16 protein-coding genes are annotated in these 15,543 nt (G+C 65.0%); 10 read left to right on the forward strand and 6 right to left on the reverse strand.

Features of this window, described 5'->3' with window-relative positions:
* Window positions 1–219 precede the first annotated feature (219 nt).
* The 4 genes from ACT2BZ_RS00450 to ACT2BZ_RS00465 all read left to right on the forward strand — a co-directional run bounded on the left by ACT2BZ_RS00450 (window position 220) and on the right by ACT2BZ_RS00465 (window position 4,099).
* Window positions 220–753: a MarR family winged helix-turn-helix transcriptional regulator gene (locus ACT2BZ_RS00450; RefSeq protein ID WP_457938484.1), complete on the forward strand. Its 534-nt coding sequence runs from the start codon at window positions 220–222 to the stop codon at window positions 751–753.
* Window positions 743–1,462 (forward strand): response regulator, encoded by a 720-nt coding sequence (locus tag ACT2BZ_RS00455; protein WP_457938485.1) that lies wholly within the window; start codon window positions 743–745, stop codon window positions 1,460–1,462. The genes ACT2BZ_RS00450 and ACT2BZ_RS00455 overlap by 11 nt, the downstream gene beginning before the upstream one ends.
* 55 nt (window positions 1,463–1,517) lie before the next feature.
* Window positions 1,518–2,939, forward strand: coding sequence for an ATP-binding protein (locus ACT2BZ_RS00460; protein WP_457938487.1), 1,422 nt, complete (start codon window positions 1,518–1,520; stop codon window positions 2,937–2,939).
* A 152-nt stretch (window positions 2,940–3,091) separates the two neighbouring features.
* Complete coding sequence (locus ACT2BZ_RS00465) at window positions 3,092–4,099, forward strand: glycosyltransferase family 4 protein (protein WP_457941428.1); 1,008 nt, start codon at window positions 3,092–3,094, stop codon at window positions 4,097–4,099.
* Window positions 4,100–4,114: 15 nt separating this feature from the next.
* Here the strand turns inward: ACT2BZ_RS00465 and ACT2BZ_RS00470 are convergent, their stop codons facing one another.
* The 3 genes from ACT2BZ_RS00470 to ACT2BZ_RS00480 form a co-directional block, all read right to left on the reverse strand.
* Window positions 4,115–4,474, reverse strand: coding sequence for a tRNA-binding protein (locus tag ACT2BZ_RS00470; protein WP_457938489.1), 360 nt, complete (start codon window positions 4,472–4,474; stop codon window positions 4,115–4,117).
* 4 nt (window positions 4,475–4,478) lie between these two features.
* The gene (locus ACT2BZ_RS00475) at window positions 4,479–4,979 is read right to left on the reverse strand and encodes a YbjN domain-containing protein (RefSeq protein ID WP_457938491.1); all 501 of its coding nucleotides are present in this window, start codon (window positions 4,977–4,979) and stop codon (window positions 4,479–4,481) included.
* Between the two features lie 307 nt (window positions 4,980–5,286).
* Window positions 5,287–5,598: an accessory factor UbiK family protein gene (locus tag ACT2BZ_RS00480; protein ID WP_457938493.1), complete on the reverse strand. Its 312-nt coding sequence runs from the start codon at window positions 5,596–5,598 to the stop codon at window positions 5,287–5,289.
* Between the two features lie 103 nt (window positions 5,599–5,701).
* On the opposite strand from ACT2BZ_RS00480, the gene lgt reads away from it, so the two are divergent.
* The 6 genes from lgt (at window position 5,702) to ACT2BZ_RS00510 (ending at window position 11,385) form a co-directional block, all read left to right on the forward strand.
* Window positions 5,702–6,586, forward strand: a complete 885-nt coding sequence (gene lgt, locus ACT2BZ_RS00485; RefSeq protein ID WP_457938495.1) for a prolipoprotein diacylglyceryl transferase — start codon at window positions 5,702–5,704, stop codon at window positions 6,584–6,586.
* Window positions 6,583–7,671 (forward strand): class I SAM-dependent methyltransferase, encoded by a 1,089-nt coding sequence (locus ACT2BZ_RS00490; protein WP_457941429.1) that lies wholly within the window; start codon window positions 6,583–6,585, stop codon window positions 7,669–7,671. The genes lgt and ACT2BZ_RS00490 overlap by 4 nt, the downstream gene beginning before the upstream one ends.
* 96 nt (window positions 7,672–7,767) lie before the next feature.
* Window positions 7,768–8,562 (forward strand): peptidoglycan editing factor PgeF, encoded by a 795-nt coding sequence (gene pgeF / locus ACT2BZ_RS00495; protein WP_457938497.1) that lies wholly within the window; start codon window positions 7,768–7,770, stop codon window positions 8,560–8,562.
* Window positions 8,562–9,713 carry a M24 family metallopeptidase gene (locus ACT2BZ_RS00500; protein ID WP_457938499.1) on the forward strand — a complete coding sequence of 384 codons (1,152 nt, stop codon included), beginning with the start codon at window positions 8,562–8,564 and terminating at the stop codon, window positions 9,711–9,713. The genes pgeF and ACT2BZ_RS00500 overlap by 1 nt, the downstream gene beginning before the upstream one ends.
* Window positions 9,714–9,762: 49 nt before the next feature.
* A complete protein-coding gene (locus ACT2BZ_RS00505) occupies window positions 9,763–10,326 on the forward strand; it encodes a hypothetical protein (protein WP_457938501.1) in 564 nt (187 codons plus the stop codon).
* Between the two features lie 123 nt (window positions 10,327–10,449).
* Window positions 10,450–11,385, forward strand: coding sequence for a ribose-phosphate pyrophosphokinase (locus ACT2BZ_RS00510; protein ID WP_457938503.1), 936 nt, complete (start codon window positions 10,450–10,452; stop codon window positions 11,383–11,385).
* Between the two features lie 12 nt (window positions 11,386–11,397).
* On the opposite strand, the gene ACT2BZ_RS00515 is transcribed toward ACT2BZ_RS00510, so the two are convergent.
* Genes ACT2BZ_RS00515 through ACT2BZ_RS00525 form a run of 3 tightly spaced genes read right to left on the reverse strand, consistent with a single transcriptional unit; the run spans window position 11,398 to window position 15,124 of the window.
* Window positions 11,398–13,641: a molybdopterin cofactor-binding domain-containing protein gene (locus tag ACT2BZ_RS00515; RefSeq protein WP_457938504.1), complete on the reverse strand. Its 2,244-nt coding sequence runs from the start codon at window positions 13,639–13,641 to the stop codon at window positions 11,398–11,400.
* The gene (locus ACT2BZ_RS00520) at window positions 13,638–14,627 is read right to left on the reverse strand and encodes an FAD binding domain-containing protein (RefSeq protein ID WP_457938505.1); all 990 of its coding nucleotides are present in this window, start codon (window positions 14,625–14,627) and stop codon (window positions 13,638–13,640) included. The genes ACT2BZ_RS00515 and ACT2BZ_RS00520 overlap by 4 nt, the downstream gene beginning before the upstream one ends.
* The gene (locus ACT2BZ_RS00525; RefSeq protein WP_457938506.1) at window positions 14,624–15,124 is read right to left on the reverse strand and encodes a (2Fe-2S)-binding protein; all 501 of its coding nucleotides are present in this window, start codon (window positions 15,122–15,124) and stop codon (window positions 14,624–14,626) included. The genes ACT2BZ_RS00520 and ACT2BZ_RS00525 overlap by 4 nt, the downstream gene beginning before the upstream one ends.
* Window positions 15,125–15,543: the final 419 nt, after the last annotated feature.

A 15,543-nucleotide genomic window follows, 5' to 3' on the forward strand; every position in this document is an offset into this window, starting at 1 on the left:
GCTGTTGCCCGATCGTGCTTAATCCTGTTGCTTCCCAGACTTCCGAAAAGCTAAAGCCTATGTAGTCGCAAGGCTTAAGGCAAATCGATGGAAATTCCCGAAAATGCGGTCCAATCTTGCCTTTTCGTTCGTCGTCACTCCAGAAGCTTGGCAAAAATTACCATCGGCCGAAATTTATGTCAATAGTGCTGACATATTTCTGAGGACAAGAGGGAATTCATGAACGCAGATCAAGCGGCCGCAGCCAGCAAGCCCATCAAGACCGCAATTTCGCGCGAGGACGGTATCGACTTCTCGATCATCGAGCTCCTGTTCTTCGCCTATCGTGATTTCACTTCCGACCCCGACCAGATTCTTGCCGAGTATGATTTTGGCCGCGCCCATCACCGCATCCTGCATTTCGTCAATCGAAGGCCAGGCCTGACTGTTGCCGAGCTACTCGATGTACTGAAGATCACCAAGCAGAGCCTTGCCCGTGTGCTCAAGCAGCTGATCGACACCGGCCACATCGTGCAGGTGCAGGGGCCGCGCGACCGCAGGCAGCGGGAGCTCTACCCGACGGCCAAGGGCCGCGCGCTGGCGCTTGCCCTCGCAAGGCCACAGTCGCGCCGCATCCATGATGCATTGCAGGGAGCCGGCAGCAGCGACCGCGCCGTGGTTGAACGCTTTCTGAAGGCAATGGTAAACCCGGAACTGCGGGCGCAGATCGACAATCTGCCCGGAAACGTGCCAGGAAAAGTCGATGGAGACTGACGACAAGACCGATCGTGCGGCAGCACCGAGCGACGACGCCCCCCATTTGCTGGTGGTCGACGACGACACCCGGATCCGCAACCTGCTCAAGCAGTATCTGACGGAGAACGGTTTTCGGGTGACGGTGGCCGGCAATGCCGGCGAGGCGCGCCGCAAGCTCGAGGGTCTGGACTTCGACCTGCTCATCCTCGACGTCATGATGCCGGGCGAGACAGGCGTCGACCTGACCAGGGCCCTTCGCGCAAACAAGACCGTGCCGATCCTGATGCTGACAGCGCTGTCGGAGACCGACAGCCGCATTGCCGGGCTCGAGGCAGGTGCGGACGACTATCTGCCCAAGCCCTTCGATCCGCGCGAGCTGATCCTACGCATCAACAACATCCTGCGCCGCGGCGGGCCGCTGGCGACGCCGAAGGTCGAGCAGCTGGTCTTCGGGCCCTACACGTTCCAGATTGCCAAGCGCGAGCTGAAGCGCGGCGGCGAGCCCTTGAAGCTGACGGACCGCGAGCAGGAAATCCTGGCGATCTTTGCCGGCCGCGCCGGCGAGACCATTCCGCGCCACGAATTGGTGACGGGCGAGGCCGACGTGGGGGAACGCACCATCGACGTGCAGATCAACCGGCTCCGCCGCAAGATCGAGCGCGACCCTTCCAATCCGGTCTGGCTGCAGACCGTGCGCGGCATCGGGTATCGGCTGAGTGTGGAATAGTCTGCGCTCGGCGGTCGCCGGACTCCGGGGCGGGCGCCGGCCAACGGAAGATGTCATGGCCACAACCGAACTGGAGGCACCCGGGCCGCAAACTGGCAGCGGCTTCTCCGCACGCATCCGCCGGGCGGCGGCGGCTTTCTCGGCCGGCTGGACCCGTTTCTGGCGGCTCGTGGCGATCTACATGCCGAAGCGGCTCTATGCCCGCTCGCTTCTTATCGTCATCACCCCCATGATCCTGCTCCAGTCTGTGGTGACGCTGGTCTTCATGGAACGCCACTGGCAGACCGTGACGCAGCGGCTGTCGACCGCAACCACGCGCGACATCGCCGCGATCATCGAGATGATCGAGACCTTTCCCAACGATGACGACTACGCGAGGGTCATCCGCATCGCCCAGGACCGCCTGTCGATGAAGATCGACATCCTGCCGCCCGATCCCTTGCCGCCGCCCGGCAGGAAGCCGTTTTTCTCGATTCTCGACCAGATCCTGTCGGCCGAGATCACCCGCCAGATCAACCGGCCGTTCTGGATCGAAACGGTCGGCAATTCCGGCGTGCTGGAGGTCCGCATCCAGCTCGAGGACAAGGTGCTGCGCGTCTTCGTGCGGCGCAGCCAGGCATACGCGTCGAATACCCACATCTTCCTGATCTGGATGGGCGGCACCTCGCTGGTCCTTTTGACCATCGCCATCCCCTTCCTGCGCAACCAGATAAGGCCGATCCTGAAGCTCGCCGAAGCCGCCGAGAGTTTCGGCAAGGGCCGGCCCATGCCGCCCGATTTCCGGCCGCGGGGCGCCGAGGAGGTGCGGCGGGCGGGCTTTGCCTTCATCCAGATGCGCGAGCGCATCGAGCGCCAGATCGAGCAGCGCACGGCGATGCTGACCGGCGTCAGCCACGATCTGCGCACCATCCTGACGCGCTTCAAGCTGCAGCTCGCCCTCAGCGGCTCGAAAGTCGACACCGAGGCGCTCGACCATGACATCGACGACATGCAGTCGATGCTGGAAGGCTACCTCGCCTTCGCCCGAGGCGAGGCCGCCGAGGATGCCGGCAGGTTCGACCTCGCCGGCTATTTCGAAAAGCTCGCCGAGGAGGCCCGCCTGCGCAAGCGCAAGCTGACCACGGCACTCTCCGGCGACCCCGAAATCCACGTTCGCCCCAACGCCTTCGAGCGGCTGCTCGCGAATGTCGCCGGCAATGCGATGCGCTACGCCAGGACGATCCGCGTGGAAGCGGTGCATGCGCGCGGCTCGCTCACCGTCACCGTCGACGACGACGGGCCGGGCATTCCGGCAGAGAGCCGCGAGGACGTCTTCAAGCCCTTCGTCCGGCTCGATCAGGCGCGCAATCTCGACACCAGCGGCACGGGTCTCGGTCTGGCGATCGCGCGCGACATTGCGCTCAGTCATGGCGGCGAGATCCGCCTCGACGACAGCCCGCTGGGCGGGCTGCGCGTCGTCATCCGCGTGCCGGCCTAGGCATCGCGCCAGGCGGCGTGACCTTGCGTCCGGCCGGATTCATCCGCCTGTCATGAAAGGATGTTGAAAAGCGCCACATGAATGTGGCGCGAATCGACCCCGTGGCAGCAGAGCCGGCAGCGTCTGACGGCGGCCAGCCGAAGCGCATCTTGATGGTCACCGACGCCTGGCGGCCGCAGGTCAACGGCGTCGTCCACACGCTGGAGCGCCTGACCGAGAACCTCGCCGAACTTGGCGTCGAGGTCGAGTTCCTGACCCCGAACCGCTTCCGCACCCTGCCGATGCCGACCTATCCCGACATCCGCCTTGCGCTGACGACACCGCGCCGGGTCCGGCGTATGATCGCCGAAAGCGGGGCCGACCATATCCATATCGTCACCGAGGGCCCGCTCGGCTGGATGGCGCGACGCTACTGCCTCAACCGCCGCGAGCCCTTCACCACCAGCTATCACACCCGCTTTCCGGAATACGTCACCGCGCGCCTGCCCGTGCCGGAGGACTGGACCTATCGCTGGCTGCGCTCCTTCCACAACTCCGGCCAGGGGACGATGGTGGCGACGCAGTCGCTCGCCGACGATCTCGCCGCGCGCGGCTTCGACAAGCTGCGGCCGTGGACCCGGGGCGTCGACATTGCTCACTTCCGGCCCGACAGGAAGACGGAGCTCGACTTTCCGAGGCCGGTCTTCCTGTGCGTCGGCCGCGTTGCGGTCGAGAAGAACCTGCCGGCCTTCCTTGATCTAGACCTGCCCGGCAGCAAGGTCATCGTCGGCGAGGGGCCGGAACTGGCCAGGCTGCAGGCGAAATATCCCGAGGCGCATTTCCTCGGTCACAGGCCGAATGACGAACTGGCCGAGATCTACGCCTCGTGCGACGTCTTCGTGTTTCCAAGCCGCACCGACACATTCGGCAATGTCATCGTCGAGTCGCTGGCCAGTGGAACGCCGGTCGCCGGCTACCCGGTCACCGGCCCGATCGACATTGTAGGCGACGGCGTCGGCGGCGTGGTGGACGAGGATCTGGGAAAGGCCGCACGCGCAGCGCTCGACGTCAGCCGCGACGCGGCACGCGAACGCGCGCTTCGCTACACCTGGAAGGCCTGCACGGAAATGTTCCTGGAAAACATCCGCGCCGCGCGGGCATCAGCAGGAGCGACGGCTTGAGGCTGGCGCCCTGAGCTAGAAGAGCTGCCCGCCATTCGGCACGGTCCGTTCGATCGCACCGAGCACCACCGCGCCCTCCTCGTCGGGAAAGCCCAGCGTCAGCACTTCCGACATGAACTTGCCGATCTGGCGCGGCGGGAAGTTGACGACGGCAAAGACCTGCCGCCCCACCAGCGTCTCGGGCGCATAATATTTGGTGATTTGCGCCGACGATTTCTTGATGCCGATCGGCGCGCCGAAGTCGATCTTCAGCTTGATGGCCGGCTTGCGCGCCTCCGGAAACGGCTCCGCCTCGACGATCGTGCCGGCGCGGATATCGACCCGGTCGAAATCCGCGAAGCTGATGTCCGGCTTCTTCTCGGCCCCCGAACTCATCGGTTCAGGCGTTGCCCTGCGTCTCGAACAGGACGCTCGACAGCGCGTCACGCGCACTCGTTCCCGACCAGACGACGAACTGGAAGGACTGGAAGTAGCATTCGCAGGCCTCAAGCGCCGACGACAGCAGCACCTCCACCTGCTGGCTGGTCGGCTCGGCGCCGCCGGCCAGGAGCAGCGACTGGCGGAACATGATCGCGCCCTCCTGCTCCCACAGGTCGAAATGGCCGAACAGCATCTGCTCGTTGATCAGCGACAGGAGGCGCATCACCTCCAGCGCGCGCGCTTCGGGCACCTTTATGTCGAAGGCGCAGGCCAGATGCAGCGCCTCGAAATCCTCCATCCAGGAGAACGACACGTGATAATCGGTCCAGCTGCCGGCCACCGAGATCGAAATCTCGTCGTCGCCAGCCCGCTCGAAGGCCCAGTCATTCGTGTGCGCGACATGCTCGATAACATCCACCGGATGAATTTCGCGGGCGATGTCGAGTTCTATCAGTTCCATGAAATGCTTCCTGTCGTTCTGGGGAGCGCCGCCGCGCTCCGCGCAAAGGGCACACACGTCGAACAATCTTGTCTCGAACTCGGGCGGGCGGCCTCGCAAACCAACACTGACCCGGCCCCACTTGCCCGGTGCCTGATCCGGTTCCGAATCATGCAACAAATTCAGTGTATTGATGCGGAGTCGCGTGAACAGCCCCTTTTTGGAAAGCCCACCGCTATGAGGCCGTCACCAAGATTCACGCAGACAGGATAAGCGATTCAGGAAAAAGCGCTTTTCGCGATCGCGCGTTGTGGAAAAGTTTAACGAATTATTTTTGTGGGCGACGCTTTGAGGCGGTCTTTGGCGCTGCGGCCGGCGCATCTTTCGTTCCGCCGCCGAGTTTGGCCTCGAGTTCGGCGATCCGCTGCTCGAGCTTCTTGTTCTCGGCACGCGCCTTCAGCGCCATCTCCCGTACAGCCTCGAATTCGTCACGCTGCACCACGTCCATGCCGTTCAGCACCTTCTCGGCCTGCGCCTTGAAGGCGGTCTCAACCTCACGCCTGACACCCTGAGCCGCACCCGCGGCGTCGGTCATCAGCTTGGCGAACTCATCGAGAATACGGTTCGGTCCGGTCGACATGGCATACCTCCTGGGACGTCCATCCGAGGTAATGTCGGAACCGTGCGAATGCAAGCTGGTTAAGCGCCGCAGGCCCATCTTGACCGCGTAGGGGCCCTGCCCCATGGTCCGCGCGCCACGGCCACCGGAGTTACCCTTGATCGACCTTCTCGCCTTGCCGCTCGCCGCCCTGCCCTTCCCGGACATCGATCCGGTGATCGTCAGGATCGGCCCCCTGGCCATCCACTGGTACGGCCTCGCCTATGTCGTCGGCATCCTGTTCGGCTGGTGGTACGGAAGGCGCATCATCACCAATCCGCGGCTTTGGCCCGGCGGCAAGGCGCCGATGCGCGCCGAGGATCTCGATGACTTCCTGGTCTGGGCCGCCATCGGCATCGTGCTCGGCGGTCGCATCGGCTACATCCTCTTCTACGATTTCGCCCGCTACCTCGCCAACCCGTTCGACATGCTCGCGGTCTGGCAGGGCGGCATGTCCTTCCATGGCGGCTTTGCCGGCACCACGCTGGCCATGATCCTCTTTGCCCGCAAGCGCGGCATCAGCATTTGGTCGCTGTTCGACATCGTCGCCGCCAGCGTTCCGGTCGCGCTCGGCCTCGTGCGCCTCACCAATTTCATCAACGCCGAACTCTGGGGCCGTCCGACCGATGTTGCCTGGGCCTTCGTCTTCCCGAACGGCGGCCCGCTCGCCCGTCATCCGAGCCAACTCTATGAGGCGGCGCTGGAGGGACTGGTTCTGTTCATCGCGCTGCGGCTCCTCACACACGTCTTCCTGAAGCTCGGCAAGCCGGGCTTCGTAGCGGGCGCCTTCGTAACCGGCTACGGCCTGTCGCGCATTTTCGTCGAGTTCTTCCGCGAGCCTGACGTCCAGCTCGGCTATCTCGCCGGCGGCTGGCTGACCATGGGCATGGTGCTGTCGACGCCGATGGTTCTGGCCGGAATCTGGGCCATGTGGCGGGCGGGACGCCAGGCCTATTCGCCGGCACCATGAACCGGCTCGGCCAGAAGATCGCCCGGCTGATCGAAACCTCCGGGCCGATCTCGGTCGCCGACTACATGGCGATCTGCCTGTTTGACCCGGCCGACGGCTACTATACCACCCGCGATCCCTTCGGCGTCGGCGGCGACTTCGTCACCGCGCCCGAGGTCAGCCAGATGTTCGGAGAACTCGTCGGCGCCTGGCTGGTCGCGGCCTGGCATGCGCTCAGTCGCCCGCTGCCCGTGACCCTTGCCGAGATCGGCCCCGGCAGGGGCACGATGATGAAGGACGTTTTCCGCACTGTCGGCAGACTGGCGCCGGACCTCGGGCACGGCGCTTCCTTTGCCCTCGTCGAGGCGAGCCCGCGCCTGGCCGCCCTGCAGAAGGAAACGCTGCGGGACACAGGCGCCAGACTTGACTGGTTCGAAAGCCTGGACGCCGTGCCGGCCGGTCCGCTGCTCGTCGCCTGCAACGAACTTTTCGATGCGCTGCCGTTTCGCCAGTTCGTTCGCCAGGATGGCCGCTGGCTGGAACGCGCCGTCGGCCTCGACGACGCCGGCGGCTTCCGCTTCGTCGCGGGCACGGCCACGCTGGAACCGGCCGCCCTGCCGCCGGATGCCGATCTGGCTCCCGAGGGCAGCATCTTCGAGATCGCGCCGGCCCGCGACGCCTTGATGGACCTCATCGCCGGCCGGCTGGCCGGACAAGGCGGCGCCGGCATATTCTTCGACTATGGCCACCTGAGGCCAGGCTTCGGCGACACCTTCCAGGCGGTCAACCGGCACGGCTTTGCGCGTGTCCTGGAGTCGCCTGGCGCGGCCGACCTGACCTCGCATGTCGACTTTGACGCGCTCGCCTCCGTCGCGCGCGCACATGGCCTTGCCGCCCATTCAGCCACGCAGGGCGAATTCCTTCTCGCCATGGGATTGCTGCAACGCGCCGGGCAGTTGGGTGCGCCGCTCGACGAGGCCGGGCGCGCGAAAATCAGCGCCGACGTCGATCGACTGGCCGGCCCGGACGCCATGGGAGAACTCTTCAAGGTGCTGGCGATTCTGCCTGCCGGAGTGCCCGCGGCAGGCTTCCCCGGCGCGAGTTGACTCGTCAAATCCCCTGCCCCACTCTCCGGCGCGGCAGGACGGGTGGGCCATCGCGACAAGCTTGACGAAACAAATCCGGGAGTCGACAAGGCGGCAATGCTCTCTGACACCAAGCCCGATCCCTTGCGCGCTCCCAAGCTCGACGCCCTCGCGCCGGCGGGCATCCGGCATGGCTATTTCACGCGCACCGGCGGTGTTTCGAAGGGACTCTACAGCGGCCTCAACACTGGCGTCGGCTCGGCCGACGAAACGTCAAGCGTGACCGAGAACCGCCGCCGCGTTGCCGAATGGATGGGCGTGTCTCCCGAGCGCCTGCTGACCGCCTACCAGATCCACTCACCCGACGTGCTTGTCGTGCGCGAACCCTTTCGCGGCGACCGGCCTAAGGCCGATGCGCTGGTCACAGACCGCCCGGGCATAGCGGTCGGCGCCTCCTCGGCCGATTGCGGCCCGGTTCTGTTTGCCGACTCCGATGCGCGCGTTATCGGGGCGGCGCATGCCGGCTGGAAGGGTGCATTCACCGGCGTGCTCGAAAACACCATTTCGGCCATGGAGGGCCTTGGCGCGCGCCGTGATCGGATCGTCGCCGTGCTCGGTCCCTCGATCAGCGCGGCAAACTACGAGGTCGGGCCGGAATTCGTCGAGCGCTTCGTTGCCGCCGACGAGGCCAACGCACGTTACTTCGCGCCCTCGGCAAAGCCCGGTCACGCGATGTTCGACCTTTGCCGCTACACGACCGACCGGCTGGCCGCGGCAGGCGTCGACGCAGGCTCGGTCGATCGATGCACCTATGCCGAGGAAGAGCTTTTCTATTCCTATCGCCGTTCGACGCATCGTGCGGAGCCGGACTACGGGCGGCACATTTCTGCAATTGTTCTGGAGGAGTCTTGATGGCGCTGCACTTTGAACAGACCGAATTCGACGCGCGCCGCGACCGGCTGATGATCGAGATGGCCGAGAAGAAGCTCGATGCCATCCTGCTGTTCGCGCAGGAAAGCATGTACTGGCTGACCGGCTACGACACCTTCGGCTTCTGCTTCTTCCAGTCGCTCGTGGTCAAGGCCGACGGCTCGATGGTCCTGCTGACGCGCTCGGCCGACCTGCGCCAGGCCCGCCAGACCTCGATCATCGAGAACATCCAGCTGTGGACCGATCGCGACGGCGCCAACCCGGCGATCGACCTGCGAAATCTGCTCAACGACCTCGACCTGCTCGGCGCCCGGATCGGCGTCGAGTACGACACGCATGGCCTTACCGCCTTCAACGGACGCCGTCTCGACGAGCAATTGCAGACCTTTGCCCAGATTTCCGACGCCTCGGGCATCGTCAATCGCCTGAGGCTGTTCAAGAGCCCGGCCGAAATCAAGAAGGCCGAGAAGGCCGCTAGCCTCGCCGACGACGCTCTCGACGCGGCGCTGCCCCTCATCAAGCAGGGCGGCGACGAGGCGGCCATCCTGGCCGCCATGCAGGGCGCCATTTTCGCGGGCGGCGGCGACTACCCGGCCAACGAGTTCATCATCGGGTCGGGACAGGACGCGCTGCTCTGCCGCTACAAGGCCGGCCGCCGCAAGCTGACCAAGAACGACCAGCTGACGCTGGAATGGGCGGGTGTCTACCACCACTACCATGCCGCCATGATGCGGACCGTCCTGACCGGCAAGGTCTCCAAGCGGCACCAGGAACTCTTCGACGCCGCACGGGCGGCCATGCTCGCCGTCGAGAAGGCGATGATCCCCGGCAACACATTCGGCGACGTCTTCGACGCCCATGCCCGTGCCATGGAAGCGCACGGCCTGACCAAGCACCGCCTCAACGCCTGCGGCTACTCGCTCGGCGCGCGATTTGCCCCGTCCTGGATGGACATGCCGATGTTCTACCAGGGCAATCCCGAGCCTATTGCGCCAAGCATGACGCTCTTCGCGCACATGATCATCATGGACTCGGAAAGCGAGACGGCAATGACCCTTGGACGGACCTATCTGACGACGGATTCGCAGCCCAAGCCTCTTTCCCGCCATGATCTCGACTTGATCGTGCAGTGATACAATGATGCCGGGTAACGAGGGGGCGCTACGTCGGGAGTACAAGCCAATGAGGCGCTTGCCGCATCTCGCCGGTTCGCTGTTTGTCGCGGCAGCACTTGCCGCCTGCAGCAGCAGTCAGGACGTGCTCGAGCCGTCCGCCATCTCTCCGCTCAGCGCCGTGCAGCCGGGCGACGCCGGCTCCGCTCCATCGACCCAGACCGCTTCGGCCGGTGCATCGGTCCCGCTCAATCCGGCCATCGCCGCGCGGACGCGGCTGCATTTCGATCCGATCGTCGGCGCCACCGTCGAAACGGCAACGCCGCTGACCGAACGGCTTGCGGTGCGCGCAAGGGCGCAGGGCTTCACACTGGCCGGCAATGCCGACCCTGCGACCACGCACGTCCTGAAGGGCTACTTTTCGACGATGACGGAGGGCAACCAGACAGTCGTTCTCTACGTCTGGGACGTCTACGACCAGAGCGGCAACCGGCTGCACCGTATCAATGGCCAGCAGAAGTCGGCGACCGACGGGGGCGAGGGCTGGAGCGCCGTTTCCGCAGCGACGATGCAGCAGGTTGCCGACGACACGATCAATCAGCTTGCATCCTGGATCGCCGGGGCGACGGGCTGAGATGACGCGGTTCGGGGCTGCCCGCGCGGATTCTTTGGATTAATTCAGGCTGTCGCTTGCAATAGCGGCCCATGCCGCTAAAAGCCCGGTCAACGCAAAGTGGCCTTTCGCCAGGGACGTTGCATGAAACTTTTCGCAGGCAATTCGAACCGGGTGCTGGCCGAAGGCGTCGCCCGATACCTAAACGTGCCGATCGGAAAGGCCAGCGTCAGGCGCTTCGCCGATCAGGAAATCTTCGTCGAGATCCAGGAAAACGTGCGCGGCGAGGACGTCTTCGTCCTTCAGTCGACGTCGTTCCCGACCAACGACAACCTGATGGAACTCCTGATCATGATCGATGCGTTCATGCGCTCCTCGGCGCGACGCATCACTGCCGTGATCCCCTATTTCGGCTACGCCCGCCAGGACCGCCGCGCTTCCGGCCGCACGCCGATTTCGGCCAAGCTCGTCGCCAACATGATCACACGCGCCGGCGTCGACCGTGTGCTGACGCTCGACCTGCATGCCGGACAGATCCAGGGCTTCTTCGACATTCCGACTGACAATCTCTTCGCCGTGCCTGTCATGGCGCGCGACGTGAAGGCGAAATACAAGCAGCTCAACAACGTCATGGTGGTGTCGCCCGACGTCGGCGGCGTGGTGCGTGCACGCGCACTCGCCAAGCGCCTCGACGCCCAGCTCGCCATCGTCGACAAGCGCCGCGACCGGCCGGGCGATTCCGAGGTAATGAACATCATCGGCGAGGTTCGCGGCAAGGATTGCCTGCTGATCGACGACATTGTCGATTCCGGCGGCACGCTGTGCAACGCGGCCGAGGCCCTGCTTGCCGGCGGCGCAACCAGCGTGACCGCCTACATTACCCATGGCGTTCTCTCGGGCGGCGCAGTGGCGCGCATTGTCTCTTCCAAGCTGCAGGAACTCGTCATCACCGATTCCATTCAGCCGACCTCCAGCGTCGACGCTGCCCACAACATCCGCGTCGTCTCGATTGCCGACCTGATCGGCGAAGCGATCTCGCGCACGGCGACCGAAGAATCCGTATCCAGCCTATTTGACTGACGGCGCCGCCAGTCAGCCGACCAGACGGCTGACTGCTGGCAGGACATCCTCGATGTGAATCGGGAATTTCCGCGCCCGGTGACCCGCGGCGTCGTAGACGGCGTTGGCAATAGCTGGTCCTGCACCGCAAATCCCCAACTCGCCAATCCCCTTGCTGCCCAGCGGATTGGAATGCCTGTCGAACCCGTCGAGCATGTGTACCTCCAGCCGCGGCACATCACGGTTGACCGCGATGTGATACTCCGCGAGGTCGCGGTTCATGAAGGCGCCGTAGCGCTTGTCCATCAGGCTTTCCTCGAGCAGCGCCGCGCCGATGCCGAAGATCATGCCGCCCATGAGTTGCGAATGCGCGGTCTTGCGGTTGAGGATACGCCCGGCATCGAAGACGCCGAGCAGCCGGCGGAGCCGGATCTCGGCGGTATCGGTGTCCACGCCCACCTCGGCGAACAGTGCGCCGTAGGAATATTGCGCCATGGTCTCGTGCGCGTCGCCGGCCTTGATGTGTGCCTTGGCATGAAAGGTCTCACCGCCGACCGCGTCCAGAATGTCGCCGAGCGGCAGGCTGCGATCGCCGACGGAGACACGGTCGCCGTCGAGCCTGAGTTCTCCTGAATTCACGCCTGACCAGCCGGCATCAATGCGGGCGGCACGGGAGAGAATGTCGGCACGTATGTTCTGGCAGGCTTCGTGGACCGCCGTTCCGGTGCTGCCGGCTCCGAACGAGCCGCCGGAGCCGCATGTCTCGGCAAAATCGCTGTCGCCGAGCCGGACCTCGACCATCCCGGCCTGCATGCCGAGCGCCTCGGCCGCGATTTGACCGAGGATCGTGTAGGTGCCGGTACCGATATCCGTCATGTCGAGCTTCAGCGTCAGGCGCCCATCGCGCGACAGCGAAGCCTCCGCTCCCGCCGGTTCGATGTTGTTCGGCCTGATGGCGGCCGCAACCCCGTGCCCGACCAGCCAGCGCCCGTCGCGCTTGCCTCCCGGGCGGACGGGCCCACTGCGCCAGCCGAAGCTTGCCGCACCCTCGCTCAGGCAACGTGCCAGGGGGCGCGTGGAGAACGGCTTGCCGGAACCCGGTTCGGTTTCGGGCTCGTTCAGCAACCGGAATTGCACCGGGTCAACACCGCAGCGCTCGGCCAGTTCGTCTATCGCGCTCTCGAAGGTCAGCGTGCCGATGGCCTCCCCCGGCGCCCGCATCGAATCGACCTTCGGGATATCCGCCTCGACGATTCGGTGCCTCATGCGGATGGCCTGCGCCGCGTAGCTGCTCTGCGTAAGTCCGCCGGCCGCCTCGGCGAAGGGATAGCCGCGCGACATCGCTGCCAGGCTGTCATGCGAGATGGCCAGCAGGCGACCATCGGTATCGGCACCAAGCTTAAGCCGCTGCCGATGCTCGGTCCGGTGCGGTCCGTTTGAGAACAGATTGCGCCGGGTCTGCGCGACCCGGACCGGCCGGTCGAGTTCGCGGGCGGCCAGCGCCGCCAGCACCGCCTCATTGTGGATGCCGAGCTTCGAGCCGAAGCCGCCGCCGATGAAGGGCGACACGATCCTGACGTCGCCGGGCTCGATCTTCAGCGTATGCGCCAAGCCCTTGCGGGCATCCGACAGAATCTGGATGGCCATGTGGACGGTGAGCTTGCCCTCCGACCACTCGGCCACGGTGGCATGGGGCTCCATCGCCGACACATGTTGTGCTGGCGTGTGGTACTCCGCCTCCACCGTCACCGGGGCCTTGTCGAAGGTTTTTTCGAAATTGCCGGTTTCCTTGTCGGCCTCGTCCGCGCCATCGAGACTGTCCGGCCTGACGGCATCTTCCTCATGCGCTTCGGCGTCGAAGACGCCTGCTTCAATGTCGTATTCGACTTCGATCAGATGCGCGGCATGGCGGGCCTGATCCAGCGTCTCGGCCACCACGAAGGCGACGGGGGCGCCGTGGTACTTGACCTGGTCATTTTCGAGCACCGCATGCGACTGGCCGAAACGACCGGCATCCTCATGCGAACCGAAGGGAGCCTGCTCGGGCGCGTTCTTGTGGCTGAGCACGAGAAGCACCCCGTCGCTTGCCTCGGCCGCCGTCGTGTCGATCGATGAAATTCGCCCCTTGCCGATACCGGCTTCAACGATGAAGCCGATGCTGGCGGCGCGCGTGCCTCTGTAATCGGCCGCGTATGTAGCCTGTCCGGTGACCTTGGCGGGTCCGTCCACCCTGTCGAGCGGCTTGCCGATCCAATTCCTGCTGTCCTGCTGGTTCATGCCGCGATCTCCCGCTTGCCTTCCGAAAGATCGCGCAACGCGGCCACGATCAGGCGCTTCGACAGGTCGATCTTGAAGTCATTGTGTCCTTGTCCGACGGCATCGGCGAGTTCGGCATCCGCTGCCTTGGAAAAAAGCTCGGCACTCGGGCTGCCGCCTTCCAGAACGCTCTCGGCGCGGTTGGCCCGCCATGGCTTGTGGGCAACGCCGCCGAGCGCAATGCTCACATTGGCCATCTGCCCGTCCAGCAAATCGAGCGCCACCGCGATCGAGACAACGGCAAAGGCGTAGGACGAGCGGTCGCGCACCTTGCGGTAGAGCTGGCGCTTTGGCGGCGATGCCGGCAGCACGACATGGGTGATGAGTTCGCCCGTTTCGAGCACATGGTCGATCTGCGGCGTGTCCCCGGGCAACCGGTGCAGCGAGCGCGCCGGAATGCTGCGGGTCGAACCGTCGGGCTTCAGGGTTTCGACGGTCGCGTCGACGGCTGCCATCGCCACCGCCATGTCGGAGGGGTGGACCGCGATGCACCGTTCACTCGCACCGAAGATGGCATGAAAACGGTTGAGGCCGTCGAGCGCGTCGCAACCGCTCCCGGGCACGCGCTTGTTGCAGGCCCGGAACACATCGTAGAAATACTGGCACCGTGTGCGCTGCAGGAAATTTCCGCCGACCGTAGCCTTGTTGCGCAGCTGCTGCGTGGCGCCCGACAGAAGGGCTGTCGACAGCAGCGGGTAACGCTCACGCACCAGCGGATGGCCGGCGAGAGCGGAGTTGCTCACACCCGCACCGACCCGCAGGCCCTCGACACCGTCTTCGATCTCGTCTGACGCCAGGCGGGACACATCGACCAGCCGGTCCGGCTTCTCGATTTCGAGCTTCATCAGATCGACAAGATTGGTGCCGCCGCCGAGGAAGCGACCCTCGGCTCCCGCGCGCACGGCGTCCTGCGCCGTTCCGGCGCGTACATAATCGAAAGGCTTCATGCTGGCTCTCCGGCGACCGAAAGGATGGCGTCGACGATGTTGTTGTAGGCGCCGCAGCGGCAGAGATTGCCGCTCATGCGCTCACGGATTTCCTCCTCGCTGAGCCTCACGCGCCCGTCAGTCACGACACTCGGCTCGCCGCGCGCGATCTCGTTGAGCAGCGCCGTCGCCGAACAGAGCTGGCCGGGCGTGCAGTAGCCGCACTGGAAGGCGTCATGCGTCACGAAGGCTTTCTGCAGGGGACTGAGGCCGTTACCCTCGGCCAGCCCTTCCACGGTCGTCACCGTGTCACCCTCGTGACTGACGGCGAGCGACAGGCAAGAGGCGATGCGGGTACCGTTGACGATCACAGTGCAGGCGCCGCACTGGCCATGGTCGCAGCCCTTCTTGGTTCCGGTCATGCCGAGTGTCTCGCGCAGCAGGTCGAGAAGGCTGGTGCGAACGTCGGCTTCGGCCGAGACGGGCTCGCCGTTGACGGTCAGTGATATGGAAGGCATCGGGGAAACTCACCTCGTCCGTTGCGCCGCCGCTGGAACGGACGACCTGCGTAGGGGCACGCCTGGCAAATGGCTGGCCGGTCGGGTGGTCAGGAATCCGCCACCGAAGGGCCTGTTCGCTCTGCGCTTGTTCGGGGCATTAACACCGGCGCGCTGAAGCGGTTCCACCTGACGGCCTTACCGCAAGGTGAAATGCGGCTATCCCTACCCGGCGTGGTGCCCGATGTATCTGCAGATTGATCGAACGCACGCTGCTCGGAATGTGCCATCGACCTGTAAGGAAGTTCAGGCCGACGCCGAATTGAGCTGTCCGGTCCGAAAGCGCCGGGGCTGGAACCCGGAAGCAACGCCTTGCGCAGCAACGCCTCGTCCGCTATAGCACCGCCACCCGCGTAGACACCCTTGGAGGCAACGCGGCT

The organism is Mesorhizobium sp. 10J20-29 (assembly GCF_054130485.1).